Source organism: Bradyrhizobium guangzhouense, assembly GCF_004114955.1.
Taxonomy (GTDB): Bacteria; Pseudomonadota; Alphaproteobacteria; order Rhizobiales; family Xanthobacteraceae; genus Bradyrhizobium; species Bradyrhizobium guangzhouense.
The window spans coordinates 1,174,706-1,200,469 of record NZ_CP030053.1 but is presented as its reverse complement, the minus strand read 5'-3'; the positions used below and the strand labels follow the sequence as shown (position 1 = coordinate 1,200,469).

At 64.3% G+C, this 25,764-nt stretch carries 20 protein-coding genes; 11 read left to right on the top strand and 9 right to left on the bottom strand.

Annotation, left to right across the window (positions count from 1 at the left end; all coding sequences use genetic code 11):
• Positions 1–12: 12 nt before the first annotated feature.
• On the top strand, positions 13–1,860 hold the full coding sequence (locus XH91_RS05885) for a di-heme-cytochrome C peroxidase (protein WP_128949704.1): 1,848 nt from the start codon (positions 13–15) through the stop codon (positions 1,858–1,860).
• 24 nt (positions 1,861–1,884) lie between these two features.
• On the opposite strand, the gene glpK is transcribed toward XH91_RS05885, so the two are convergent.
• The 7 genes from glpK to XH91_RS05850 form a co-directional block, all read right to left on the bottom strand.
• Positions 1,885–3,390, bottom strand: a complete 1,506-nt coding sequence (gene glpK, locus XH91_RS05880; protein ID WP_128949703.1) for a glycerol kinase GlpK — start codon at positions 3,388–3,390, stop codon at positions 1,885–1,887.
• Positions 3,391–3,507: 117 nt separating this feature from the next.
• Positions 3,508–4,281, bottom strand: a complete 774-nt coding sequence (locus tag XH91_RS05875) for an SDR family NAD(P)-dependent oxidoreductase (protein WP_128949702.1) — start codon at positions 4,279–4,281, stop codon at positions 3,508–3,510.
• A 165-nt stretch (positions 4,282–4,446) separates the two neighbouring features.
• Positions 4,447–5,589 carry a pimeloyl-CoA dehydrogenase small subunit gene (pimD, locus tag XH91_RS05870; RefSeq protein WP_128949701.1) on the bottom strand — a complete coding sequence of 381 codons (1,143 nt, stop codon included), beginning with the start codon at positions 5,587–5,589 and terminating at the stop codon, positions 4,447–4,449.
• Positions 5,590–5,752: 163 nt separating this feature from the next.
• Positions 5,753–6,943: a pimeloyl-CoA dehydrogenase large subunit gene (gene pimC / locus XH91_RS05865; protein ID WP_128949700.1), complete on the bottom strand. Its 1,191-nt coding sequence runs from the start codon at positions 6,941–6,943 to the stop codon at positions 5,753–5,755.
• A 16-nt stretch (positions 6,944–6,959) separates the two neighbouring features.
• On the bottom strand, positions 6,960–8,147 hold the full coding sequence (locus tag XH91_RS05860) for an acetyl-CoA C-acyltransferase (RefSeq protein ID WP_128949699.1): 1,188 nt from the start codon (positions 8,145–8,147) through the stop codon (positions 6,960–6,962).
• On the bottom strand, positions 8,144–9,820 hold the full coding sequence (pimA, locus tag XH91_RS05855) for a dicarboxylate--CoA ligase PimA (protein ID WP_128949698.1): 1,677 nt from the start codon (positions 9,818–9,820) through the stop codon (positions 8,144–8,146). The genes XH91_RS05860 and pimA overlap by 4 nt, the downstream gene beginning before the upstream one ends.
• Positions 9,821–9,940: 120 nt before the next feature.
• Positions 9,941–12,037 (bottom strand): 3-hydroxyacyl-CoA dehydrogenase NAD-binding domain-containing protein, encoded by a 2,097-nt coding sequence (locus XH91_RS05850; RefSeq protein ID WP_128949697.1) that lies wholly within the window; start codon positions 12,035–12,037, stop codon positions 9,941–9,943.
• Between the two features lie 130 nt (positions 12,038–12,167).
• Here XH91_RS05850 and XH91_RS05845 point away from each other — a divergent pair, with 130 nt between their 5' ends.
• The 10 genes from XH91_RS05845 (at position 12,168) to XH91_RS05800 (ending at position 23,681) form a co-directional block, all read left to right on the top strand.
• Positions 12,168–13,034 (top strand): IclR family transcriptional regulator, encoded by an 867-nt coding sequence (locus XH91_RS05845; protein ID WP_128949696.1) that lies wholly within the window; start codon positions 12,168–12,170, stop codon positions 13,032–13,034.
• A gap of 66 nt (positions 13,035–13,100) precedes the next feature.
• A complete protein-coding gene (locus tag XH91_RS05840; RefSeq protein WP_128949695.1) occupies positions 13,101–13,898 on the top strand; it encodes an ABC transporter ATP-binding protein in 798 nt (265 codons plus the stop codon).
• Positions 13,895–14,608, top strand: a complete 714-nt coding sequence (locus XH91_RS05835) for an ABC transporter ATP-binding protein (protein ID WP_128949694.1) — start codon at positions 13,895–13,897, stop codon at positions 14,606–14,608. Before XH91_RS05840 ends, XH91_RS05835 begins: the two co-directional genes overlap by 4 nt.
• Before the next feature lie 12 nt (positions 14,609–14,620).
• Positions 14,621–15,499 carry a branched-chain amino acid ABC transporter permease gene (locus XH91_RS05830; RefSeq protein WP_128949693.1) on the top strand — a complete coding sequence of 293 codons (879 nt, stop codon included), beginning with the start codon at positions 14,621–14,623 and terminating at the stop codon, positions 15,497–15,499.
• Between the two features lie 2 nt (positions 15,500–15,501).
• Positions 15,502–16,518, top strand: coding sequence for a branched-chain amino acid ABC transporter permease (locus XH91_RS05825; RefSeq protein WP_128949692.1), 1,017 nt, complete (start codon positions 15,502–15,504; stop codon positions 16,516–16,518).
• Between the two features lie 41 nt (positions 16,519–16,559).
• Complete coding sequence (locus tag XH91_RS05820; RefSeq protein WP_128949691.1) at positions 16,560–17,789, top strand: ABC transporter substrate-binding protein; 1,230 nt, start codon at positions 16,560–16,562, stop codon at positions 17,787–17,789.
• A 119-nt stretch (positions 17,790–17,908) separates the two neighbouring features.
• A complete protein-coding gene (locus XH91_RS05815) occupies positions 17,909–19,135 on the top strand; it encodes an ABC transporter substrate-binding protein (protein ID WP_128949690.1) in 1,227 nt (408 codons plus the stop codon).
• 372 nt (positions 19,136–19,507) lie between these two features.
• Complete coding sequence (locus XH91_RS05810) at positions 19,508–20,737, top strand: ABC transporter substrate-binding protein (protein ID WP_128949689.1); 1,230 nt, start codon at positions 19,508–19,510, stop codon at positions 20,735–20,737.
• A 213-nt stretch (positions 20,738–20,950) separates the two neighbouring features.
• A complete protein-coding gene (locus XH91_RS05805; RefSeq protein WP_128949688.1) occupies positions 20,951–22,180 on the top strand; it encodes an ABC transporter substrate-binding protein in 1,230 nt (409 codons plus the stop codon).
• 217 nt (positions 22,181–22,397) lie between these two features.
• Complete coding sequence (locus XH91_RS05800; RefSeq protein ID WP_128949687.1) at positions 22,398–23,681, top strand: glycerate kinase type-2 family protein; 1,284 nt, start codon at positions 22,398–22,400, stop codon at positions 23,679–23,681.
• Between the two features lie 32 nt (positions 23,682–23,713).
• Here XH91_RS05800 and XH91_RS05795 read toward each other — a convergent pair whose 3' ends face one another.
• Together XH91_RS05795 and XH91_RS05790 are read right to left on the bottom strand one after the other, a co-directional pair.
• Positions 23,714–24,238 carry an NADH-quinone oxidoreductase subunit B family protein gene (locus tag XH91_RS05795; RefSeq protein WP_128949686.1) on the bottom strand — a complete coding sequence of 175 codons (525 nt, stop codon included), beginning with the start codon at positions 24,236–24,238 and terminating at the stop codon, positions 23,714–23,716.
• 3 nt (positions 24,239–24,241) lie between these two features.
• Complete coding sequence (locus tag XH91_RS05790; RefSeq protein WP_128949685.1) at positions 24,242–25,762, bottom strand: hydrogenase large subunit; 1,521 nt, start codon at positions 25,760–25,762, stop codon at positions 24,242–24,244.
• Between the last annotated feature and the right edge of the window lie 2 nt (positions 25,763–25,764).

Sequence of the window (25,764 nt, the reverse complement as noted above, 5' to 3'; positions counted from 1 at the left end):
TTGGAGAATACAATGGCGTGGAAGCCGAATTCCATCGTCGCCTCGTTGAGCCTGCTCTTCTCGGTTGTCGTTGCCGCCGTCATCTTGATCGCGGGCGTGGTGGCCTACCCCTATGTCGCCAAGGTCTATGACGGGACCAGGGTGGAGTTGCCGCACTACCCAGCCGTCCGGAAGACCCGCTGGCTCGACCAGAACTGGACGGATCAGCGCGACTGGGTTCACCACGCCGATCAGGGAACGGCGACCTTCCACATTCCCTATGAATGGTTCATGGCGCTCGAGCAGCCCGAGCTGTCGCTGACGTCGGTGGGGCTGCTGAGCGATCCTGCCTATCTCGACCGTTTCGGCTTCATTCCCGATCCTGATGACCCCAAGCTCGGATTGCCGGTGGGCATGGCCCGCGGCAAGGCGATGGTCGATGCCACCGCGCAACCCTGGAAGAATCCACGGGCTCCCTACATCGACATGACGCGGATCGGGCTGACCTGTGCGGCGTGCCACACCGGGCGCTTCACCTATCAAGGCACGGAATTTCTGGTCGACGGCGGGCCTGCAATCACCGATCTCGGCAAGTTCCGGACCGCGCTCGGGCTCTCGCTGGCGTTCACGCGCTTCGTGCCCTATCGCTTCGACCGGTTCGCCGAAAGGGTGATCGGGGCAAACCCGAGCGAGGTGGAAAAGACCCAGCTGCTCGCGCAGCTCGACAAGGTGCTGGCGCAGGGCAAGTGGCTTTCCGATCTCGATACCATGGTTGCGCCGCAGAGCGTGGTCGAAGGCTACGGCAGGCTCGACGCGCTGAACCGCATCGGCAACGAGGTCTTCGCGGTCGATCTCAAGAACCCCGCCAACTATGCCGCCACATCGGCGCCGGTGCATTTCCCGCGCATCTGGGATGCCCCGTGGTTCGATTGGGTCCAGTACAATTCATCGATCGAGCAGCCCATGGTGCGCAACGCCGGTGAAGCCATGGGCGTCTCGGCAATGCTCAATCTGACGAGCGCGACCGGAGGCTTTTACAACTCGGGCATCGAAATCATGAACCTGCATGGAATCGAGAAAGCGCTGGCCGGCAAGCAACCGAATGCAAGCACGGGCTTCACCGGATTGAAGTCGCCACAATGGCCTGCCGAGCTTCCGCCCATCGACAAGACGCTCGCCGCGCAGGGTGCAGCCCTCTACAAGGAGCTGTGCCAGGGGTGCCATTTGCCGCCGGTGAGCAGTGCCGAATTCTGGACATCCGACCGCTGGTCGCTGCCCGCAGGTCGAACGCAGGAGCACTATCCGGGCGAGCGCTATCTCCGTCTCAACGTCGTCCCGATCGCGCGTGTTGGCACCGACCCGGCGCAGGCAACGGACATGCTCGATCGCAAGGTCAGCGTACCCAGGGAGCTCGATATCGCTTCCGACAGTTTCGGCCCGGCGCTCGGTGCCGTCACCGAAAAGACCATCACGCATTGGTATGACAGCCAGACACCGCCTGTACCGCCGGAGAAGCGCGAGGAGCTGAATGGCTACCGGGACAACGGCATCCAGGCGCCGCTGGCCTACAAGGCGCGTCCGCTCACCGGCATCTGGGCAACGCCGCCGTACTTGCACAACGGCTCGGTGCCGAACCTCTATGCCCTGCTGTCGCCGGTCAACGAGCGGCCGGCCAAATTCTACCTCGGCAACCGCGAATATGATCCTGATAATGTCGGCTATCGCACGGACAGGCTGGAGGGCGGCTTCGAGCTCGACACCAGGATCCGCGGCAACTTCAACACCGGGCACGAGTTCAACAACGGCAAGGACGGCGTGATCGGACGTCTTCTGGCGCCGGCGGAGCGGCGGGCGCTGGTGGAGTTTTTGAAGACGATGTGAGGGAGGGGGGCTACGAGATTCCGCCTACCCTTCCCCCTCGTCGCTCGCCAGCACGCCCTTCACCGCGCGGGCCCAGCCGGCGAGCTTTCGTTCGCGGGTGGCATCGCTCATGTTCGGCTTGAAGCGGTGCTCGAGGCGCCAATTGTCGGCGAACTTGGTCGGCTCGGGATAGACGCCGGCATTGAGGCCGGCGAGATAGGCGGCGCCGAGCGCCGTGGTCTCCTGGATCACGGGGCGATCGACCGGTGCATCGAGCAGGTCGGCGAGGCGCTGCATGGTCCAGTCGGAGGCGGTCATGCCGCCATCGACACGGAGCACGACGCTGGCCACCTCCGAGCTCGGCCAGTCCGCGCGCATCGCGGCCCAGAGATCGAAGGTCTGGTAGCAGACGCTCTCCAGCGCGGCATGCGCCAGCTCGGCAGGTCCGGTGTTGCGGGTGAGGCCGAACAGCGCGCCGCGGACGCGCGGATTCCAGTAGGGCGCGCCCATGCCGACGAAGGCCGGCACCAGATAGACGCTCTGCATGGAGTCGGACTGATCGGCAAGAGGTCCGGTTTCGGCGGCATGCTTGATGATGCCGAGGCCGTCGCGCAGCCATTGCACCGCCGAACCCGCGACGAAGATCGAGCCTTCCAGCGCATAGGTGCGCTTGCCACCGAGCTGGTAGGCGATGGTGGTGAGCAGCTTGTTCTTGGAGACGACGGGTGTCGCGCCGGTGTTGAGCAGGGCGAAGCAGCCGGTGCCGTAGGTGGACTTCATCATGCCCGGGCGGAAGCAGGCCTGGCCGATGGTCGCGGCCTGCTGGTCGCCGGCGATGCCGCAGATGGCAATCGCGCCGCCGAACAAATCAGGCGTGCTCTCGCCAAAGCGCGCGGAGGAATCCTTCACCTCCGGCAGCATCGAACGCGGCACGCCGATGATCTCGAGCAGCTCGTCATCCCACTGGCCGGTGTGGATGTTGAACAGCAGCGTGCGCGAGGCGTTGGTGGCGTCGGTGGCATGCACCTTGCCGCCGGTGAGGCGCCAGAGCAGGTAGCAATCGACGGTGCCGAACATCAATTCGCCACGCGCGGCCCTCGCGCGGGCGCCGGGAACGTGGTCGAGGATCCATGCGACCTTGGTGCCGGAGAAATAGGGGTCGATGATCAGCCCGGTCTTCTGCGAGATCAACGGCTCGCGGCCGTCGGCCTTGAGCCTGGCGCAGATGTCGGCGGTGCGGCGGTCCTGCCAGACGATGGCGCGGTGCACGGCCTGGCCCGTGGCGCGGTCCCACACCACGGTGGTCTCGCGCTGGTTGGTGATGCCGATCGCGGCGATGTCTTTCGCCGTGATGCCGGCCTGCTCGATGGCCTCGCGGCAGACCATCACGGTCGAGGTCCAGATGTCCTCCGGCTCGTGCTCGACCCAGCCCGAGGCCGGAAAATGCTGCGGAAACTCGGCTTGCGCCTTCGCAGCAATGGAAATATCGCCGCGAAACACGATCGCGCGCGAGGAGGTGGTGCCCTGGTCGATGGCGAGGACGAAAGACATGGAAGCTTACCTTGGCGTTTTCTTTGGGCGTTTCCCGAAAGACGGGTCATTGTGTCGCGCCAAAGGGAGCGGATTAGGGCCGCAAGGTCAATATCTCTCCGTCGTCCCGGCGAAACCTTACACCGCCGCCGTGGTGACGCCGCCGTCGATCACGATGGTCTGGCCGGTCATGAAGCTCGAGGCGTCCGAGGCGAGGTAGGCCACCGCGCCGGCGATCTCGTCGGGCTCGCCGATGCGGCGCAGCGGCGTGGTGGCGGTGCGGCGCTTGAGATTGGCTTCGTCTTCCCACAGCGCGCGGGCGAAGTCGGTCTTGACCAGGCCGGGCGCGATGCAGTTGACGCGAACGCCCTTCGGGCCCCATTCGCCGGCGAGCGAGCGGCACAGCGCGAAGTCGGCGGCTTTCGAGATGCCGTAGGCGCCGATCACGGTGGAGCCGCGCAAGCCGCCGATCGAGGAGATGATGACGACCGAGCCGTTGCCGCGCTCGGCCATTTGCGGGATCGCCAGCGCGGAGAGCCAGATGTTGCTCTTGACGTTCGAGCCCATGATCTTGTCGAAGGCTTCATCCGTGATGTCGAGCAGCGGGCCGTAATAGGGATTGACGGCGGCGTTGCAGACCAGGATGTCGATCTTGCCATAGTGTTTCGTGGCACCTGATATCAGCGCCTCGACCTCGTTCCTGCGCGCGATGTTGCAGGGGATGACGATGGCGTCTCCGCCTGAGGCATTGATGCCGTCGGCAACCTCCTTGCAGGCGTCGGCCTTGCGCGAGGACACCACGACTTTTGCGCCGAGCTTGGCGAGCAGCTCGGCCGAGGAGCGGCCGATGCCGCGGCTGGAGCCGGTGACCACGGCGACCTTGCCGGTGAGATCGAACGGGGTGTTTTTCATTGTTGTTGCTCCGCTGATTCAACTCGCTCGGTGTCGTCGCTAGCTCGGTGTCATCGCCCGACTTGATCGGGCGATCCAGTATTCCAGAGACGGCGCGGCTGGAATCGAGGGGCCGCGGCGTACTGGATCCCCCGCTTTCGCGGGGGATAACAGTCGTCGTGTGGCTTAAATCAACCCACCCGCATCCGCGACGCGGCGCTGGTGGTAGTCGGTGTCGCCAAAAGTGTTCTCGATCATGGTGAGGCGCTTGAAGTAGTGGCCGATCTTCGCCTCCATTGTCATGCCGATGCCGCCGTGGAGCTGGATCGACTGCTGGCCGACGAATTTCAGCGACTTGCCGATCTGCGCCTTGGCGGCGGCGATGGCGTTGCTGCGTTCCTTGGCGTTCTCGAAATCGCCCGCCATGGTCGCAAACATCGACATCGAACGGGCCTGCTCGGCCGCGACGAACATGTCGGAGGCGCGATGCTGCAGCGACTGGAACGAGCCGATCGCGACACCGAACTGCTTGCGCGTCTTGATGTATTCGACGGTCGTCTTCAGCGATTCATCCATCAGGCCGACCGCCTCGGCGCAGAGCGCGACGCGGGCTTCGTCCACCACGCGCTCGATCAGTGCGAGCGAGTCCTCGGGATTTCCGATCGCCGCGTCCGCGCCGACCTCGACACCGGTGAAGGTGATGTCGGCGGCGTGCAGGCCGTCCTGGGTCGGGTAGGACTTCCTGGTGACGCCCTTGGCGTCGGCAGGGACCAGGAACACGCCGATGCCTGACGTGTCGCGGCGATTGCCCTTGGTGCGCGCGGTGACGACGAGCGTGTCGGCGTTCTCGCCGTTGAGCACGACGAACTTCTCGCCGTCGATGACCCAGCCGTCGCCCTTTTTCTTGGCCGTCGTGGCGACGTCGAACAAATCGTAGCGCGAGTTCTTCTCGAGCTGGGCGAACGCCAGCGTCTTGCTGCCGTCGACGATCCCGGGCACATAAGCGGCCTTCTGCGCGTCGGTGCCGGCATGACGCAGGAAGCCGCCGCCGATCACGACGGTCGCGAGATACGGCTCGAGCACCAGCGCCTTGCCGAGCGCTTCCATCACGATCATGGTCTCGACGCCGCCGCCGCCGAAGCCGCCATCGGCCTCGCTGAAGGGCAGGCCGAGCAGGCCCTGCTCGGCGAGCTTGCCCCAGACGGCTTTGCTCCAGCCGCCCTTCTCCTTCATGTACTTCTTGCGGCTCTCGAAATCGTAGGAATCGGTCAGCAGGCCGTCGATGCTGTCCTTCAGGAGCCGTTGCTCCTCGGTCAAATCAAAATCCATGTTTCTCTCCAAATCGGCGGGAATTGCCCTGCCGTCGCTTCATCCTCAGACGTCATCCCCGCGAAAGCGGGGATCCAGTAAACGCAGCCGCCTGCGGTACTCACGACCGCCACGGCGTACTGGGTCCCCCGCTTTCGCGGAGGACGACAGCGTCATTCCTGGCTCAAAGCCCCAGCACCGCCTTGGCGATGATGTTGCGCTGGATCTCGTTGGAGCCGCCGTAGATCGAGACCTTGCGGTTGTTGAAGTAGCTCGGCGCGATCTGGGCGGTCCAGTCCATGGCTTCGTTCGAGCCGTCGTCGCCATGCACGTCGTAGGGCGCGGCGAACGGGCCGATCACTTCCATGAGCAGCTCGGTGGTGGTCTGCTGGATCTCGGAGCCCTTGATCTTGAGCACCGAGGAGGCCGGATTGGGCTTGCCCTTGCCGTGCTTGCCCTCGTCGGCAACGACGCGCAGCTGCGTCAGCTCGAGCGCCTTCAGCTCGATCTCGCAGGCTGCCAGCTTCTCGCGGAAGGCGGGGTCCTGGATGATCGGCTTGCCCGATGATTCGACCTTGCCGGCGAGATCGCGGATGCGGCGCAGCCGCTCCTTGGAGACGCCGACCCGCGCGATGCCGGTGCGCTCGTTGCCGAGCAGGAATTTTGCGTAGTCCCAGCCCTTGTTCTCCTCGCCGATCAGGTTCTCGACGGGGACCTCGACGTCGTCGAAGAACACTTCGTTGACCTCATGGCCGCCGTCGATGGTCTGGATCGGGCGCACGGTGACGCCCTTCGACTTCATCGGGAACACGATGAAGGAGATGCCCATCTGCTTCTTCGCATTGTTGTCGGTGCGGCAGAGGCAGAAGATCATGTCGGCATGCTGGGCCAGCGTCGTCCAGGTCTTCTGGCCGTTGATGATCCACTTGTCGCCTTTACGCTCTGCTTTTGTCTTCAGCGAAGCGAGATCGGACCCGGAACCGGGCTCGGAGAAGCCCTGGCACCACCAGTCGTCAACATTGGCGATGCGCGGCAGGTACTTCTTCTTCTGCTCTTCGTTGCCGAAGGTGTAGATCACGGGGCCGACCATGCTGACGCCGAAGGCGAGCGGCTGCGGCGCCGGATAGGACTGCAGCTCCTCATTGAAGATGTAGTGCTGCACGGACGTCCAGCCCGTGCCGCCATATTGCTTGGGCCAGTGGCTGACGCCCCAACCCTTCTTGTTGAGGATGCGCCACCACGTCACCATCTCGTCCTTGGTGAGATGACGGCCTTCCACCAGCTTGCGCCGCGTATCCGGCGGCACGTTGTCGCGGAAGAATGACCGCACTTCCTCGCGAAACGCCTGCTCTTCTTTCGTGAATGCGAGATCCATCGGATCCTCCTGTGAATTACTGCAACACCTCAAAAAGTCCCGCCGCGCCCATGCCGCCGCCGACGCACATGGTGACGACCGCATACTTGGCCTTGCGGCGGCGGCCTTCGATCAAGGCGTGGCCGGTCAGGCGCGCACCCGACATGCCGTAGGGATGGCCGACCGAGATGGCGCCGCCGTTGACGTTGATCTTCTCGGGGTCGATGCCGAGCTTGTCGCGGCAATACAGCACCTGCACCGCGAAGGCTTCGTTCAGCTCCCAGAGGCCGATGTCGTCGACCTTGAGGCCATGACGCTTGAGCAGGCGCGGCACGGCGAACACGGGGCCGATGCCCATCTCGTCGGGCTCGCAGCCGGCGGAGACGAAGCCGCGGAAGATGCCGAGCGGATTGAGGCCGCGCCTGGCCGCTTCCTTGTCGCTCATGATCACCGAGGCGCTGGCGCCGTCGGAGAGCTGGCTGGCATTGCCGGCGGTGATGGAGAAACCGTCGCCGCGCACGGGCTTGAGGCCGGCGAGGCCGTCCAGCGTGGTCTCGGGACGCGGACCCTCGTCCTGCGACAGCGTCACCTCCTTCATCGAGACAGTGCCGGTCGCCTTGTCGGTGACGGCCATCTGCGTCTTGATCGGCGCAAGCTCATCCCTGAACTTGCCGCCCTGCTGCGCGGCAGCCGTGCGGCGCTGGCTCTCCAGCGAATATTCGTCCTGGCGTTCGCGCGAGATGCCGTAGCGCTTAGCGACGATCTCGGCGGTGTCGATCATCGGCATGTAGACCTCGCCCTTGATCTCGAGCAGCGCCGGATCCTGGGCGTGGAAGCCGTTCATCTTGTCGTTCTGCACCAGCGAGATCGACTCGCCGCCGCCGCCGACCGCGACCTCGACGCCGTCGAAGATCACCGAGCGCGCGGCCAGCGCGATCGCCTGCAGGCCGGAGGCGCACTGACGGTCGATGGTGGTGCCGGCAACGGTGACGGGGAGACCGGCGCGGAGCAGCGCCTTGCGTGCGATGTTGCCACCGGTCGATCCCTGCTGGAGCGCCGCGCCCATCACCACGTCCTCGATCTCCTTGGGATCGACTTTTGCGCGCGCCACGGCTTCACGAATCGCGTGGCCGAGCAGCGTTGCGCCCTCGGTGGCGTTGAGCATGCCGCGATAGGCCTTGCCGATCGGGGTGCGGGCGGTGGAAACGATGACGGCGTCGGTCAAGAGCGACCTCCTGTTTGCGTTGGATGTGAAGATTTCTGTTGCTGACGCAATTCGTGGCGCGACAGCTTTCCGACCGGCGTGCGCGGCAGATCGTCGACGAACTCGACCTCCGCCGGCATTTCGTGCTTGCCGATCTTCCCGGCGAGCTGCGCACGCAGCTCGTCGAGCGAGAACGGCTTTGCGTCCGGCCTGAGCTTGATGAAGGCTTTTGCGGCTTCACCCCTGTATTGGTCGGCAATGCCGAGCACGATGACCTCGTGCACGCCCGGAACGGTATAGATCGCCTGCTCGATCATCTGCGGATAGACGTTGAAGCCGCCCGAGATGATCATGTCCTTCTTGCGGTCGACCAGGAAGAAATAGCCGTCGGTGTCGACATAGCCGATGTCGCCGGTGAGGAAGCGGCCGTCGATGAAGGCCTCCGCCGATCCCGCCGGCTTGTTCCAATAGCCCCTGGTGACGTTCGGACCCTTGATGCGGATCTCGCCGACTTCGCCCGGCGGCAGCACTTTCTTGGGATCTTCCAGCGAGACGACGTCGAGCTCGATGCCGGGCAGCATCAACCCGATCGAACCGGGCTTGTCGGGCCCGGTAGGCGGATGGCCGGTGCCGGGCGAGCAGGTCTCGGTCATGCCCCAGCCGCTCCTCAGCTTCTTGCCGACCTTGCTCTCGAAGAACCTCGCAACCTCGACCGGCAGCGGCGCGCCGCCGGAACCGATGGCGGTGAGCGAGGAGAAGTCGCGCTTGTCGAGATCGGGGAGCGCTGCGATCGCGATCCACATCGTCGGCACGCCCGGGAAATAAGTCGCGCGCTTGGCCTCGATGTCGCGCATCACGGCCTCGACGTCGAAGCGCTGGTGCAGCGAGATCAGATTGCCGCGGCGGAGCGACGACAACAGCACGACGGTCAGCGCGTAGATGTGGAACAGCGGCAGCACGCAGATCACGCGCTCGACGACGTCGCCGCGCGCGGCGCGGGCCGGCTTGCCCCAGACGTCGTAGATCGACACCGCCGAGGTGAGATTGCCGTGCGTCAGCATGGCGCCCTTGGGCAGGCCGGTGGTGCCGCCGGTATATTGCAGCAGCGCGACGTCATCGACGGCAACGGCCGGCCACTCCGCCGGCACGGACGCGCCCTCGACGAAGGCCTTGAAGGTGACGATGCGGGGATCATCGGGAATCGCCGCCTGCGGCGTGCCGATCTTGCCCCAGCTGTCGTCCTCGCAGACGACCAGCCGATCGATCAGCCCCTTTTCCAGGAATTTCAGCGCGGTCGGCAGCAGCGCCTGGAGGTTCGAGGTGACGAGCAGGCGCGAGCCGGAGTCGGAGACCTTGTGCGTCAGCGCGATCTCACCGTCGAGCGGCGACAGATGCGCGACGCGGGCGCCGGCCTTCAGCGCCCCGAAGAAATTGACGGGATGGTCAGGCGTGTTGCCGAGGAACAATGCGACAGACGTGTTCTTGCCGAAACCCGCGCGCAGGAACGCGGCAGCCGCGCGCTCGGCCATGGCGGCGAGTTCGGCATAGGTAATCGGACGGTCGCGAAATTCCAGCGCGGTGCGCGGGCCGTAACTGGCGGCGGCGGTCGAGAGCAGGTCAGGCAGCGTGCCCTGGACGATGGTGTCGTCCCAATGCACGCCCTCGGGGTAAAACTGTTCGCCGGGATGGGTCATGGATTCCTTAAACCACACTAGCCGTCATTCCGGGGCGGCTCGAAGAGCCGAACCCGGAATCTCGAGATTCCGGGTTCGATGCTTCGCATCGCCCCGGAATGACGAGAGGATAGGCTCCGATCAAGCCGCCTTCGACTCGGCCGCAAGCGAGGCGAACGTCTTGCCTTCCGCCGCGAGCTTCTTGAGCAGCGGGGCGGGCTCGAGGCTCGGGTCGTTGGTCTCCTTGGCGTAGAAGGCCAGGCGGTCGGCGATGTGCTTGAGGCCGACCGTGTCGGCCCAGTACATCGGGCCGCCGCGATAGATCGGCCAGCCATAGCCATAGAGCCAGACCACGTCGATGTCCGAGGGACGCGCCGCGATGCCCTCTTCGAGGATCTTCGCGCCCTCGTTGATCATCGGATACATCATGCGCTCGAGGATCTCGTCGTCGCTGACGATCCGCTTCTTGCGGCCGAGGCGCAGCAGCGTCTCGTCGATCAGCTTCTCGACCTCGGGGTCGGGCATCGGTGCGCGCGAGCCCGCTTCATACTTGTAGTACCCCTTGCCGGTCTTCTGGCCGAAGCGGCCGGCTTCGCACAGCGCGTCCGCGATCTCCGACTTGATGCCGCGGTCCTTGCGCGAGCGCCAGCCGATGTCGAGGCCGGCGAGGTCGCCCATCGCGAACGGGCCCATCGGCATGCCGAATTTCGTGACGACGGCGTCGACCTGCTGCGGCAGCGCGCCTTCGAACAACAGCTTCTCCGACTGCTTGCCGCGCTGGGCCAGCATGCGGTTGCCGACAAAGCCGTCGCAGACGCCGACCACGGCCGGGACTTTTGCGATCTTGCGCGCGATCGAGACGGCCGTCACCAGCGCGTCCGGCGCGGTCTTGTCGGCGCGGACGATCTCGCACAGCTTCATGACGTTGGCCGGCGAGAAGAAGTGCATGCCGAGCACGTCCTGCGGACGCTTGGTCGCCTTCGCGATCTCGTCGATGTTCAGGTACGAGGTATTGGAAGCAAGCACGGCGCCCGGCTTGGCATATTGGTCGAGCTTGCCGAACACCTCCTTCTTCACCGCCATGGTCTCGAACACGGCCTCGATGACGAGGTCGGCATCGCCGACATTCTCGATGCCGACGACGCCGTTGATCAGCGCCATGCGCTTGGCCGGTGCATCCGCCGGGATGCCGCCGCGCGCGGCGGTCGCTTCCCAATTCTTCTGCATGATGCCCATGCCGCGCTTGAGCTGCTCCTCGCCTGTTTCGATCAGGGTGACGGGAACACCGGCGTTTGCAAACGACATCGCGATGCCGCCGCCCATGGTGCCGGCGCCCAGAATGGCGACACGGTTAACGGGGCGCGACTTGGTGCCTTCGGGGACGCCTGCGATCTTGTTGGCCTCGCGCTCGGCGAAGAAGGCATAACGCTGTGCCTTGGACTGATCGCTGGCGACGAGCTTGAGGAAACCCTCGCGCTCCTTCTTCAGGCCTTCGTCGAACGGCAGGTCGATGGCGTAGCCGACGGCGTCGGCCGCCGCGAACGGCGCCTCCAGCCCGCGCGACTTCTTGGTCATGGCCGCGACCGCATTGGTGAAGATCGAGCGGTCGGCCTTGGCCGCCGCGATCTTGGAATTGTCGTCGCGCAGGCGACGCAGCGGACGCTTCTCGGCCAACAGCTTGCGCACGAAGGCTTCGCCGCCGGAGGCCGGACCTTCCACGATCTCCTCGATCAGACCGTTCTTCAGCGCGTCCGCAGCACCAATGGGATCGCCGCCGACGATCATCTTGACCGCAAGCTCGGGACCGACCGCACGCGGCAGGCGCTGGGTGCCGCCGGCGCCCGGCAGCAGGCCGAGCTTCACCTCGGGCAGGCCGAGCTTGGCCTCCTTGACCGCGACGCGGAAATGACAGGCGAGCGCGACTTCGAGGCCGCCGCCGAGCGCGTTGCCGTGGATCGCCGCAACCACGGGTTTCGGCGAATTCTCGATTTCGGACAGCACGTCGTTGAGCGCGGGCGGCTTCGGCGGCTTGCCGAATTCGGTGATGTCGGCCCCCGCAATGAAGGTGCGGCCGGCGCAGGTCAGCACGATGCCCTTGATGGCGGGGTCGGCGATCGCGGCCTTGACGCACTCCAGAATTCCACCGCGGACTGCGGCACTGAGCGCATTGACCGGAGGGCTGTTGACCGTGACGATCCCGACTTCATCATGACGCTCAAGCTTGACCACTTCGCTCACGGTTTCCCTCCTTGGTGGGGATATATACTTTTGTCGATTTCGCGGTGCGGAATTTAATTCCGCATCTTGACGGCAGGGTTATTTTGAAGCACGGACGTTGTCAACGACTCCGCGCAAGAGCAGATCAGGGATGAAGCGTACAGGAAAGAAGACCGCGACCGATCGGAATTTCGTCGTCGCGCTTTCCCGCGGGCTTGATGTATTGCGCGCATTCCAACCGAGCGACGGACTTCTTGGCAATCAGGAGATTGCCGCCCGCACCAATCTGCCGAAGCCGACGGTTTCGCGGCTGACCTACACGTTGACGAAGCTCGGCTACCTGACGCCGGTTCCCCGTTTCGAGAAATATCAGCTGGCGCCGGCCGCGATGGCGCTGGGTTACGCCGCGCTCGCCAATCTCGGCGTTCGGCATTTGTCCGAGCCGTTCCGCGAAGATATGATGCGCGCGACCGGCGGTGCCGTCGCGATCGGCGGCCGCGACCGCCACAGCATGATCTATTTCGGGCAGAGCCGTGGCAGCGAGACCGTCGGCGTTCAACTAGACGTCGGCTCGCGCGTGCCGATTGCAACCACCGCGATGGGCCGCGCCTATTTCTGGGCGCTGGGCGAAGAAGATCGCACCGAGCTGTCGCGCGTGCTGCGCGAACATTACGGCAGCCGCTGGCCGAAGATGCGCGACGGGCTGGAGCGTTCCGGCGAGATGGTCGCCAAGCACGGCTTCGCGATCTCGGTCGGGGACTGGCACGACGACATCGGCGCCGCCGGCGTCGCGCTCAAGCTCAATGACGGAACCGGGCCTTACGCCTTCAATTGTGGCGCGCCTGCATTCCGCTTTACGGAAGAACGATTGATCAACGACATTGGACCGCGTCTGCTTGCGATGGTAAGGAACATCGAAGCGGCACTTGGGGGTCTGATGTCGCTATCCAAAAAAGACGACAGCAAAAAGCTGAAACCAGGAGGGAAAGTTGCGCGTGTGGCCGAGGGGATCAGATAGCCTTTGTCGTGTCAGGGAGCGGTTCGCATCGCTCCTTCGCCCACTGAATGGTGTGGGCGAGACGAGATGACGCAGGCACAGCTCGCGCAGGGGACATCGCCTCTGCTCGCGGTTCGCGACGTCAGCGTCGTGTTCGGCGGCATCGTCGCGCTCAACGGCGTGTCCTTTGACATGCACAAGGGACAGATCCTCGGATTGATCGGCCCGAACGGCGCCGGCAAGACCACGCTGTTCAACTGCCTGTCCCGCCTCTACCAGCCGTCAGCGGGCGACATCCTGATGGAAGGCGCAAGCATCCTGACGCGTCCGCCGCACCGGATCGCCGAGATCGGCATCGGCCGCACGTTCCAGAACGTGGCGCTGTTTCCGAACCTGACCGTCATGGACAATGTCCGCGTCGGCACCCATGCCCGCACCTCCAGTGACATCGTCAGCGACTCGCTGCGGCTCGCCTGGATTCGCCGCAGCGAGACCAGCGTGAACCAGAAGGTGCACGAGCTCCTCGCTTATCTCGGTCTCGAGGAGGTCGCCCACACCACCGTCTCCGGCCTGCCCTTCGGCACGCAGAAGCGCGTCGAACTGGCCCGCGCGCTCGCGGCGGACCCGAAGATCCTGCTGCTCGACGAGCCCGCCGGCGGCCTCAACCACGAAGAGGTCTACGTGCTCGGCGACCTCATCCGCAAAATCCGCGACGACCGCCACATGACCGTGCTGCTGGTCGAGCATCACATGGGCCTCGTGATGTCGATCGCCGATCACGTCGTCGCGCTCAATTTCGGCAAGAAGCTTGCGGAAGGCACGCCCGCCCAGGTGCAGGCCGACCCCGACGTCATCAAGGCCTATCTCGGGAGCAAGGACCAATGACCGTTCTGCTCAACGTCAAGGACCTGCGCGCCTATTACGGCCAGGTCCAGGCGCTCCACGGCCTCTCCTTCTCGCTCAACGAAGGCTCGCTGACGACGCTGCTGGGTGCCAACGGCGCCGGCAAGACCACGACGCTGCGCGCGATCTGCAACATGGTGCGCTCCACCGGCGGCATCGAGTTCGACGGCCAGCCGCTGAACAACAAATCGACCGAAAGCATCGTGCGCTTCGGCATCGCCCATGTGCCGCAGGGCCGCGGCACCTTCACCACCATGACGGTGGAGGAGAACCTGCAGTTGGGCGCCATCACCCGCAAGGACAATGCGGGCATCATCTCCGACATCGAGCGCATGTACGCGCATTTCCCGGTGTTGAAGCAGCGGCATACCCAGCAGGCCGGCACGCTGTCCGGCGGCGAGCAGCAGATGCTCGCGGTCGCGCGTGCGCTGATGCTGCGGCCGCGGCTGATGCTGCTCGACGAACCGTCCTTCGGACTCGCGCCGCTGGTCGTGCGCGACCTGTTCGGCATCCTCGGTAAGATCAACCGCGAGGACAAGGTGTCGATCCTGGTGGTCGAGCAGAACGCCCAGCTCGCGCTGGAGCTCGCCGACCAGGCCTATGTGATCGAGACCGGTCGTATCGTGATGTCCGGCAACGCCAAGGACATCGCGAACAACGAAGAAATCCGCAAATCCTATCTGGGTTACTGAGGAGCCGGCACGATGGAACTGTTTACCAACCAGGTCCTGGCCGGGATTGCCACGGGCGCCATCTACGCCTGCATGGCGCTCGCGGTGGTCATGATCTACCAGGCGATCGACCACCTCAACTTCGCGCAAGGCGAGATGGCGATGTTCTCGACCTTCGTCTCCTGGCAGCTGATGCAGTGGGGCGTGCCCTATTGGGGCGCCTTCGTGATCACGCTGGTGTTCGCCTTCGTCGGCGGCGTTGCCATCGAGCGCATCCTGTTCAAACCGCTCGCCAAGGCGCCGATCCTGACCAATGTCGCGGGCTTCATTGCGCTGTTTTCGATCATCAACTCGTCGGCTGGCCTGATCTGGGACTTCACCATCAAGCAATATCCGACCCCGTTCGGCTCCTCACCGTTCCTCGGCAGCCAGCTGATCTCGACCCACCAGGCGGGCATGATCGGCGTCACAGTGCTGCTCCTGATCGGCCTGTTCTTCTTCTTCCAGTACACGCGGATCGGACTTGCGATGCGGGCTGCCGCCTCGCTGCCTGAATCGGCCCGTCTCGTCGGCATCAACACGAGCTGGATGATCGCGCTCGGCTGGGGCATGGCTTCCGCGATCGGCGCCATTGCCGGCATGCTGATCGCCCCGGTCGTATTCCTGGAGCCCAACATGATGGGCGGCGTGCTGCTCTACGGCTTCGCCGCAGCCGTGCTCGGCGGGCTGACCAGCCCGTTCGGCGCCGTGGTCGGCGGTTTCCTGATGGGCATCTTCGAGAACCTCGCCGGCACCTACATCCCCGGCGTCGGCAACGAGCTGAAACTCCCGATCGCGCTCGCGCTGATCATCTCCGTCCTGGTCGTCAAACCCGCTGGTCTGTTCGGCCGGCACATCGTCAAGCGAGTTTGATCATGAGCGCTGTCGAAGACGTCGTCACGGAAGCCCCGGCCGTCGAGGCCGTGCCGAAGCGGGCCATGACGCTGGGCACGGGCACCTCGGTGGTGGTGCTGCTGCTTCTCCTCGTCGTGCCGGTGTTCGCGAAGAATTTCGTGATCTTCCAGCTGACCCAGCTGCTTTATCTGGGCCTCGCGGTGCTGGCGCTCAACATCCTGACCGGCGGGAGCGGCCAGTTCTCGCTCGGCCAGAGCGCGTTCTACGGCATCGGCGCCTACATCACCGCGGTGATGATGGAGCAGTTCAACATCCCCTACTTCCTCTGTCTGCCGGCTGCGGGCGTGCTTTGCTTCGGCGTGGGCTTCCTGTTCGGCCAGCCGGCGCTGCGGCTCTCCGGCGTCTATCTCGCGCTCGCGACCTTCGCGCTCGCCACCGCGATGCCGCAGCTGCTCAAGCTGAACTTCCTCGAGCCCTGGACCGGCGGCGTGCAGGGCCTGGTCGTCACCAAGCCGGATGCGCCGTTCGGGCTGCCGATGTCGCAGGACATGTGGCTGTATTACTTCACGCTCGTCGTCGTGCTCGCGATCTACATCTTCTCGGTCAACCTGCTGCGCTCCCGCTCGGGCCGCGCCTTCATGGCGATCCGCGACAATGAGATCGCGGCCTCCGCGATGGGCGTCAATGTCGCTCTCTACAAGACGCTCGCCTTCGGCGTCTCCGCCGGCATCACCGGCGTCGCCGGCGGCCTCAGCGCCATCGCGGTGCAGTTCGTCGCGCCCGACAGCTTCACCATCACGCTCGCGATCCAGCTGTTCCTCGGCATGGTGGTCGGCGGCGTCGGCTGGCTGCCGGGTTCGATCGTCGGTGCCGCCTTCATCATCTTCGTGCCCAACATCGCCGAAGGCATCTCCAAGGGCCTCTCCGGCGCCGTGTTCGGCGTGCTCCTGTTCCTCGTCATCTACCTCGTGCCGCATGGCGCAAGGCAGGTCGCGATCCTGGGCCAGCAATTCGCAGGCAGGTTCAGGAAGAACTGACCCACTTCACCAAGACTGTCGTTTCAACCAAGGAGACCCAATTGCCTTTCGTAAGAACACTGCGAACCGCCGCACTCATAACGGCGGTCGCCACGCTCGCCTCCACTGCCGCCCTCGCCCAGAAGAAATACGACACCGGCGCGACCGATACCGAGATCAAGATCGGCAACATCATGCCGTACAGCGGTCCGGCATCGGCCTATGGCGTCATCGGCAAGACCGAAGAAGCCTATTTCAAGATGATCAACGACAAGGGCGGCATCAACGGCCGCAAGATCGTCTTTGTCACCTATGATGACGGCTATTCGCCGCCGAAGGCCGTGGAGCAGGTCCGCAAGCTGGTCGAGAGCGACGAGGTGCTCGCCGTCTTCAACCCGCTCGGCACGCCCTCGAACACCGCGATCCAGAAGTACCTCAACGCCAAGAAGATCCCGCAGCTGTTCGTCGCCACCGGCGCCACCAAGTGGAACGACCCGAAGAACTTCCCCTGGACCATGGGCTGGCAGCCCTCCTACCAGAGCGAAGCGCAGATCTATGCCAAATGGCTGATGAAGGAGAAGCCCGACGCCAAGGTCGCGATCCTCTATCAGAACGACGATTTCGGCAAAGACTACCTCAAGGGCACCAAGGACGGTTTGGGGGCCAAGGCGGCATCGACGATCATCATGGAAGAAAGCTATGAGGTCTCCGAGCCATCGATCGACGGCCACATCGTCAAGATCAAGGCCGCCAATCCCGACGTGCTGCTGATCTACACGACGCCGAAATTCGGCGCCCAGACCATCAAGAAGACCGCCGAGCTCGGCTGGAAGCCGCTGCAGATCATCACCAACGTGTCGGCCTCGGTCGGCAGCGTGATGAAGCCGGCCGGTTTCGAGGCGTCCCAGGGTGTGCTGTCGGCGGCCTACGCCAAGGATGGCGCCGATCCGCGCTGGGCTGACGATGCCGGCATGAAAAAGTGGGTCGAGTTCCTCGACAAGTACATGCCCGGCGCCGACAAGACCGACTCCAGCATCGTCTACGGCTACGGTGCCGCACAGACGCTGGTCAAGGCGCTGGAACAATGCGGCGACGATCTCACCCGCGCCAATTTGATGAAGCAGGCGGCGAGCCTGAAGGATTTTGCGCCGGATACGCTGCTGCCTGGGGTCAAGATCAACACCGGACCGAACGACTTCGCCCCGATCAGCCAGCTGCAGATGCAGCGGTTCAAGGGCGAGAAGTGGGAACAGTTCGGCGACATCATGAGCGGCGACGTCGCGCCGGAATAGCGCGTCGTTGCAATAGTCCAAACTGACGAGGCCCCCGCGAGCGATCGCGGGGGCTTTTTGTTGACGGCGGATATCAATCTTGTTCAATGCGACGCCGATCCAGGTGAGGCAGGAGTGCAATGGCCGTCGTTCGATTTCAGGTTGCGGTGATATCGGCCGCATTCGCATTGTGCGCTGCAATGAGCAGTCCCGCGCTGGCACAGAAATCCTACGACAGCGGCGCCTCCGATACCGAAATCAAGATCGGCAACATCATGCCCTATAGCGGCCCGGCCTCCGCCTATGCCGTGATCGGCAAGGCCGAAGAAGCCTATTTCAACAAGGTCAATGCCGAGGGCGGCATCAACGGCCGCAAGATCAAGTTCATCTCGTATGACGACGCCTATTCGCCGCCGAAGACGGTGGAGCAGGCGCGCAAGCTGGTCGAAAGCGACAACGTGCTGTTGATCTTCGGCTCGCTCGGCACCTCCACCAACGGCGCCATCCGCAAATACATGAACGAGAAGAAGGTGCCGCAATTGTTCGTGGCGAGCGGCGCGTCCAAGTGGAACGATCCGAAGCAGTATCCCTGGACCATGGGCTGGCAGCCGAGCTACGCGGGCGAGGCGCAGATCTACGCCAAATACATCATGAAGGTAAAGCCGGACGCGAAGATCGGCGTGCTCTACCAGAACGACGATTTCGGCAAGGACTATCTGAACGGGCTGAAGGAAGGGCTCGGCCCCAAGGCCTCGATGATCGTGCTGCAGGAGCCCTACGACACCTCCGAGCCCGCGGTCGACGAGCACGTCGTGAAGCTGAAGGCCGCAGGCGCAGACGTCCTCATCAGCATCTCCACGCCGAAATTCGCGGCGCAGGCGATCAAGAAGGCGGCCGAGATCAACTGGCACCCGATCCACATCATCTCCAACGTCTCGGCCTCCGTCGGCGGCGTGATCGAGCCCGCGGGCTTCGAGATCTCGCAAGGCATTCTGTCGGCGACCTACATCAAGGACGGCTCCGACCCGCAATGGAATGCCGATGACGGCATGAAGAAGTTCTACAGCTTCCTCGCGGACTACTATCCGAAGGCCAACAAGCTCGATGCCGGCATCGTGTTCGGCTACGCCGCGGCGCAGACCATGGTGAAGGTGCTGCAGATGTGCGGCGACAACCTCACCCGTGACAACGTCATGAAGCAGGCCGCTTCGCTGAAGGACTTCGCGCCCGACACGCTGCTGCCCGGCATCAAGATCAACACCGCGCCCGACGATTTCGCCCCGATCGAGCAGCTCCAGATGATGCGGTTCAAGGGCAAGGCCTGGGAATTGTTCGGCGACATCATCTCGAGCGATCCCGGCCACTAGCATCCTCCGCCTCGCAATCACAGATCGACGCACGCAGTCGCCTCAACTTTCGCCAACGTCCTCCCGGGCCTTGCCAATGTTTCGGTTCGGCAGGGAATCCGACGTCGCCTGAAAGGCTTGCTGCAAAGCAAGACGCGAGTACGCCGCGGCTTCGTTACCATCGCCCCCGGCTCGGCACGCCCGACAAGAACATCCCGGCGCCTTCAACGCCGCTCGCGACCATTCGACTAAAGATAAATCCTCGGTGCTGCCTTCTCACGAATCCGTCGCTTGCTGGCGATGAGGGAAGGGCATTGAATGTTGCCCGGAGCCGACAAAGAGCTCCCGATCAGCAAGCAGCGACACATTCAACGGATCCAAGGAGATCAGCACATGGATTCCATCCGCATGCGGAGGGGAGCGTTTTCGGCTGCCCTGGTACTCGCCGTGACGCTGTCTACGGCGGCACTCGCCCAGAAGAAATACGACACCGGCGCGACCGATACCGAGATCAAGATCGGCAACATCATGCCCTACAGCGGGCCCGCGTCCTCCTACAGCGTGATCGGCAAGACGGAAGCCGCCTACTTCGACAAGATCAACGCCGAAGGCGGCATCAACGGCCGCAAGATCAATTTCATCTCGTATGACGACGGCTACTCGCCGCCGAAGACGGTCGAGCAGGCCCGCAAGCTGGTCGAGAGCGACGAGGTCCTGTTCATCTTCAACTCGCTCGGCACGCCGCCGAACTCGGCGATCCACAAATACATGAACACGAAGAAGGTGCCACAGCTCTTCGTGGCCACCGGCGCCACCAAGTGGAACGACCCCAAGGAATTCCCGTGGACCATAGGCTGGCAGCCCAACTACCAGAGCGAAGCGCACATCTACGCGAAGTACATCCTGCAGAACATGCCCAACGCCAAGATCGCGGTGCTCTATCAGAACGACGATTACGGCAAGGACTACGTCAAGGGCCTGAAGGACGGGCTTGGCGCCAAGGCCGCCTCGATGATCGTCGCGGAGGAGAGCTACGAGACGACCGAGCCGACCATCGATTCACACATCCTCAAGCTGAAGGCCTCCGGCGCCGACGTGTTCTTCGACGCGTCGATTCCGAAGTTCGCGGCCCAGGCCATCAAGAAGATCGCCGAGATCGAATGGAAACCGACCCACTTCCTCAACAACGTGTCTTCCTCGATCGGCGCCACGATCAAGCCGGCCGGGATGGAGGCCTCGCAGGGCATCATCTCGTCGGCCTACATCAAGGACCCGACCGACCCGCAATGGAAGAACACCGACGACCTGAAGGCCTGGAACGCGTTCCTGGACAAGTACTACCCCGAGGCCAATCGCACCGACGCCAACGTCATGTACGGCTACGCAGTGTCCCAGAGCCTGGTCCAGGTGCTCAAGCAATGCGGCGACGACCTGACGCGCGCGAACATCATGAAGCAGGCGGCCAACATCAAGAATGCCACGGTCGGCGGCCTGTTGCCGGGCGTCCAGATCAACACCAGCCCGACCGATTTTGCCCCCATTTCGCAGCTGCAACTCATGCGGTTCAAGGGAGACACCTGGGAGCTGTTCGGTGACGTGATCAGCGGCGACGTCAGTGGTTAACGGCAGGCTGCGCCTCCGCAATGGGAGGAGGCGCCGGCTACCGGCGTGAGACGGCCGAACCTGACTACTAAAGGAGCAGCCCCTGCGACTTGGTCGCAGGGGCTTTTTCTTGAAGCCATCAGCCAAATCGTATTGAATTGCATCCGCGCAGCCCAAGAACAATCGAGCCAAGAAAAGGAGCGCACACACCAAGAAAAAATCAGGGAGATTGGAATGCCTGCTGTCACCGGCAAATTTGCGGCTGCGTCCCTTGCGCTCGCGCTGTTCGCGGCCACGACCTCCATCGCATCGGCCCAGAAGAAATACGATACCGGCGCGACCGACACCGAGATCAAGGTCGGCAACATCATGCCCTACAGCGGACCGGCTTCCGCTTATGGCATCATCGGGCGGACAGAAGCCGCCTATTTCAAGAAGATCAACGACGAAGGCGGCATCAACGGCCGCAAGATCAACTTCATCTCTTACGACGATGCCTATTCGCCGCCGAAGACGGTGGAGCAGGCGCGCAAGCTGGTCGAGAGCGACGAGGTGCTGTTCATCTTCAACTCGCTCGGCACGCCGCCGAACTCGGCGATCCACAAATACATGAACACCAAGAAGGTGCCGCAGCTGTTCGTCGCCACGGGCGCCACCAAATGGAACGACCCGCAGAACTTCCCCTGGACCATGGGCTGGCAGCCCAACTATCAGAGCGAGACGCAGATCTACGCAAAGTGGCTGCTCAAGAACAAGCCGGACGCCAAGATCGCGGTGCTCTACCAGAACGACGATTACGGCAAGGACTATCTGAAGGGCCTCAAGGACGGCCTCGGCGCCAAGGCGTCCTCGATGATCGTTGCCGAGGAAAGCTACGAGACCTCCGAGCCGACGATCGACAGCCACATCGTCAGGCTGAAGTCGACCGGTGCCGACGTGTTCATGAACATCACGACGCCGAAATTCGCCGCGCAGGCGATCAAGAAGAATGCCGAGATCGGCTGGAAGCCGCTGCACTTCCTCAACAACGTCTCCGCCTCCGTCGGCAGCGTGATGAAGCCCGCCGGCTTTGAGAACGGCCAGGACATCATCTCGGCCGACTATCTCAAGGACGTGTCCGATCCGGAATGGAAAAACGATGCCGGCATGAAGGAGTTCTTGGCCTTCATGGACAAATACTTCCCGGACGGCGACAAGCTCGACAAGGGCACCATCGTCGGCTTCGCGGTGGCGCAGACGCTGGTCCACGTGCTGAAGAATTGCGGCGATGACCTCACCCGCGAGAACATCATGAAGCAGGCAGCCAGCATGAAGGACTATCGCACCGAGGCGCTGCTGCCCGGCATCAAGATCAACACCGGCCCGAACGACTTCGCGCCGATCAGCCAGCTCCAGCTCGAGAAGTTCAAGGGCGAGCGCTGGGAACTGTTCGGCGACGTGATCAGCGCCGACGCCGGCGGCTAATACCCATACAGTTTGCGGCGCGACCGAGGCCCCCTGCGAGGCGATCGCAGGGGGCTTTTCGCTGCGCCTGACGTCATCACGCGATTGCACAATCGAATGATGGTAAAGGCTGCTTACCCTTTTGCGTCCGATGCGCTAGGCATGGACATGGGCTTGGACATGGCGACGTCCATGCCACAGCTTTAGTCTGCTCAAGAGTTTGCCCAAGGCCATCGTCATGACCGACCGACGTCCCCTGCTCCGCGCGCTCTACGATGCCGCCGTTGCCGCCGCCCATCCGAGCACGATCCTGGCGCCTCACTTGCGTCCCGCGCCGAAAGGGCGCGTGATCTGCCTGGCCGCCGGCAAAGGCGCCGCCGCGATGGCTGCGGCTGCGGAGCGGCACTATCTCGACACGCTGGGGCTCGCGCCTGACAGCCTCGTCGGCATCGCCACGACGCGCCACGGCTACGGCGTGCCGACGCGCCGCATCCGTGTGGTCGAGGCCGGCCATCCCGTGCCCGACGAGGCCGGCCTGAAAGGCGCAGCCGACACGCTCGCGCTCGCGGGCGAGGCCGGACCCGACGATCTGCTGCTGGTGCTGCTCACCGGCGGCGGCTCGGCGAACTGGATCGCGCCGGTGGATGGCATCAGCTTTGCGCAGAAACAGGCGGTCAACAAGGCGCTGCTGCGCTCCGGCGCGCCGATCGGCGAGATGAACGTCGTGCGCAAGCATCTGTCGCGCATCAAGGGCGGACGTCTCGCACGCGCCGGCCAGAACGCCGCGGGAATCGTGACGCTCGCGATCTCCGACGTGCCCCACGACGATCCCTCCGCGATCGCCTCGGGCCCGACCGTGCCCGACCCGACCACGCTTGCGGATGCGCGCGCGATCGTCGCCAAGTACAAGCTCGCCATCGACGATGCCGTGGCCCACGCGCTCGACAATCCCGCCAATGAAAGCTGCAAGCCCGGCGATGCCGCGTTTGCGCGCGCAACGTTCGAGCTGATCGCACGTCCCAAGCAATCGCTGGATGCCGCGGTGAAGCTGGCAAAAGACGCCGGCTATGAGACCATCGACCTCGGCGCCGATCTCGAGGGCGAAGCGCGCGAGGTCGCGGCCGATCACGCCAGGCTGGCGCTTGCCGCCCGCGCGCAAGGCAAGCGCGTCGCCATCCTCTCCGGCGGCGAGCTCACGGTCACCGTGCGCGGCAATGGGCGCGGCGGGCCCAACCAGGAATATGCGCTGGCGCTGGCCTCCCTCTTGAAGGACACGCCCGACATCGCGGCGCTTGCCGGCGACACCGACGGCGCCGACGGCGGCGCCGGCCATCCCACCGATCCCGCCGGCGCACTGATCGATGCGGCGACGTTTGCCAGAATGAAGGCGCTGGGCCTTCAGCCGCAGGCGTATCTGGACAACAACGACGCCACGACGTTCTTCGAGGCAACGGGCGATCTGCTGCAGCCGGGGCCGACGTTGACCAACGTCAACGATGTCAGGGTGATACTGGTGGATTAGGCCCGTCCCGTTCGACGCCGCCGCGGCTGGGCTTACCGCTTGCCGCTGACGTGCTCCAGCAGCGCGAGCAGGCCCTTCAACAGGTCCGTCGGCGACGGCGGGCAGCCCTTGATGTGCAGATCCACCGGAATGGTCTCGGATACGCCGCCGACGCAGGCGTAGCTGCCTCTGAAAATCCCGCCGTCGATCGCGCAGCCGCCGACCGCGACGACCCATTTTGGATCCGGCGTCGCGTTGTAGGTCCGCTCCAGCGCCTGTCGCATGTTTTTCGTCACGGGGCCCGTGACCAGCAGCACGTCGGCATGACGTGGCGAGGCGACGAAGCGCAGGCCGAAACGTTCGACGTCGTAGAAGGCGTTGGACAGCGCGTGGATCTCCAGTTCGCAGCCGTTGCAGGACCCGGCATCGACCTCGCGAATGGCAAGAGAACGCCCAAGCCTGGCCTTGGCGGCGCGATCGACTTTCGCGGCGAGCTCGGCCAGCGCCGAATCGTCCGGCAGCGGCGCGGGCTCCGTCAGCGAACCGTGGGTGAGGCTTTCGAGCAGGGTTTTGCGCATGGCTTAGAGGTCCACGCCCGAATAGGAACAGTTGAACGACTTATTGCAGAGCGGGAAGTCGGCGATGATGTTGCCCTCGATCGCGGTTTCCAGCAGCGGCCACTGGAACCACGACGCATCGCGCAGGTGGCAGCGCTCGACGCGCAACTCGCCATCGAGCCGCAGCCACACCAGAACGTCGCCGCGGAACGCTTCCGTCAGTGCCAGACCTTCGCATCCGCCGCGCCCCGCCGGCGGTGCGATCCTGATCTCGCCGGGCTCCATCAGGTCGAGGATCTGCGCGATCAATGCGACGCTCTGCTCGACCTCGCGGATTCGGATCCAGACCCGCGCGTTGACATCGCCCGTATCCAGCACCGGCACTTCGAACGACAGATGATCGTAGGGTGCATAAGCGAGCGTGCGGCGTGCGTCGAAATCGCGGCCCGAGGCGCGGCCAACATAGCCGCCGGCGCCGAACTGCCGCGCATAGTCCGCCTTCACGATGCCCGTGGTGACGGTACGGTCCTGCAAGGACGCGGTGTTGTCGTAGAGCTCGATCAGGCGCGGGAAGACCTCGCCGATGTCCGCAAGCAGCGTTCGCAGCGCCGTGATGCCGTCCGGCGAGACCTCGCGCGCCACGCCGCCGGGTACGATGACGTCCATCATCAGGCGATGACCGAAGGCCGTGTCCGCCGTCCGCAGGCAGCGCTCGCGCAAGATGCCGGTCTGGGCATGCATCAGCGCGAAAGACGCGTCATTGCAGATCGCGCCGATATCGCCGAAATGATTGGCGAGCCGCTCCAGTTCCGCCATCAGCGCCCGCAAATAATTCGCGCGCCGCGGCACCTGGATGTCGAGCGCAGCTTCCGCCGCGCGGGCAAAGGCGAAGGCGTAGGCCACCGCGCTGTCGCCGGAAGTACGATTGGCGAGCTTTGCCGCGGTCGCGAGGTCGGCGCCCTGCATCAGCTGCTCGATGCCCTTGTGGGTGTAGCCCAGCCACTGCTCCAGCCGCACCACATGCTCGCCATTGGCGGTGAAGCGGAAATGGCCGGGCTCGATGATCCCGGCATGGACGGGGCCGACCGCGACCTGGTGCAGCGCCTCGCCCTCGGCCGGCAGGAACTGATATGGCCGCACGTCGCGCGATGCGTTGCGGCCGGCGAGCGGATAGGATTGGCCCCAGGCATCGTGGTCGAGCCATGGTCGCAGATCTGGTCGCAGATCATCGGCGGCAGTAGGAACAAGCCCGAACAGATCATGGATGGTCCGTTCCAGCCGAAGCGCGGGCGGATGACGGCTGGCGACGCTCGGGAATGTGCCTGAAGTACATTCGTAGGTGACGACCGCGATCTCGGCCGAGCCGCCATCGAGCATCGCCATATGCACTGCAGCCGGCTCGCCCCAGAAGCCGAGCAGTGTGAGGCCTCCCTCGACCAGTCGATCGATCGCCGCCTGCCAGCCGGCCTCCGTCACCACCGCGCGTGGCCAGGGCCGGTGCGACGGCACCGCTTGAACATGGGGGATGCTGTCGAGGATGCCCATCG

Coding starts and splice junctions, on each gene's coding strand:
- XH91_RS05885 (WP_128949704.1), top strand. CDS start 13: ATGGCGTGGAAGCCGAATTCCATCGTCGCCTCGTTGAGCCTGCTCTTC.
- glpK (WP_128949703.1), bottom strand. CDS start 3,390: ATGTCTTTCGTCCTCGCCATCGACCAGGGCACCACCTCCTCGCGCGCG.
- XH91_RS05875 (WP_128949702.1), bottom strand. CDS start 4,281: ATGAAAAACACCCCGTTCGATCTCACCGGCAAGGTCGCCGTGGTCACC.
- pimD (WP_128949701.1), bottom strand. CDS start 5,589: ATGGATTTTGATTTGACCGAGGAGCAACGGCTCCTGAAGGACAGCATC.
- pimC (WP_128949700.1), bottom strand. CDS start 6,943: ATGGATCTCGCATTCACGAAAGAAGAGCAGGCGTTTCGCGAGGAAGTG.
- pimA (WP_128949698.1), bottom strand. CDS start 9,820: ATGACCCATCCCGGCGAACAGTTTTACCCCGAGGGCGTGCATTGGGAC.
- XH91_RS05845 (WP_128949696.1), top strand. CDS start 12,168: ATGAAGCGTACAGGAAAGAAGACCGCGACCGATCGGAATTTCGTCGTC.
- XH91_RS05840 (WP_128949695.1), top strand. CDS start 13,101: ATGACGCAGGCACAGCTCGCGCAGGGGACATCGCCTCTGCTCGCGGTT.
- XH91_RS05835 (WP_128949694.1), top strand. CDS start 13,895: ATGACCGTTCTGCTCAACGTCAAGGACCTGCGCGCCTATTACGGCCAG.
- XH91_RS05830 (WP_128949693.1), top strand. CDS start 14,621: ATGGAACTGTTTACCAACCAGGTCCTGGCCGGGATTGCCACGGGCGCC.
- XH91_RS05825 (WP_128949692.1), top strand. CDS start 15,502: ATGAGCGCTGTCGAAGACGTCGTCACGGAAGCCCCGGCCGTCGAGGCC.
- XH91_RS05815 (WP_128949690.1), top strand. CDS start 17,909: ATGGCCGTCGTTCGATTTCAGGTTGCGGTGATATCGGCCGCATTCGCA.
- XH91_RS05810 (WP_128949689.1), top strand. CDS start 19,508: ATGGATTCCATCCGCATGCGGAGGGGAGCGTTTTCGGCTGCCCTGGTA.
- XH91_RS05805 (WP_128949688.1), top strand. CDS start 20,951: ATGCCTGCTGTCACCGGCAAATTTGCGGCTGCGTCCCTTGCGCTCGCG.
- XH91_RS05800 (WP_128949687.1), top strand. CDS start 22,398: ATGACCGACCGACGTCCCCTGCTCCGCGCGCTCTACGATGCCGCCGTT.
- XH91_RS05795 (WP_128949686.1), bottom strand. CDS start 24,238: ATGCGCAAAACCCTGCTCGAAAGCCTCACCCACGGTTCGCTGACGGAG.
- XH91_RS05790 (WP_128949685.1), bottom strand. CDS start 25,762: ATGGGCATCCTCGACAGCATCCCCCATGTTCAAGCGGTGCCGTCGCAC.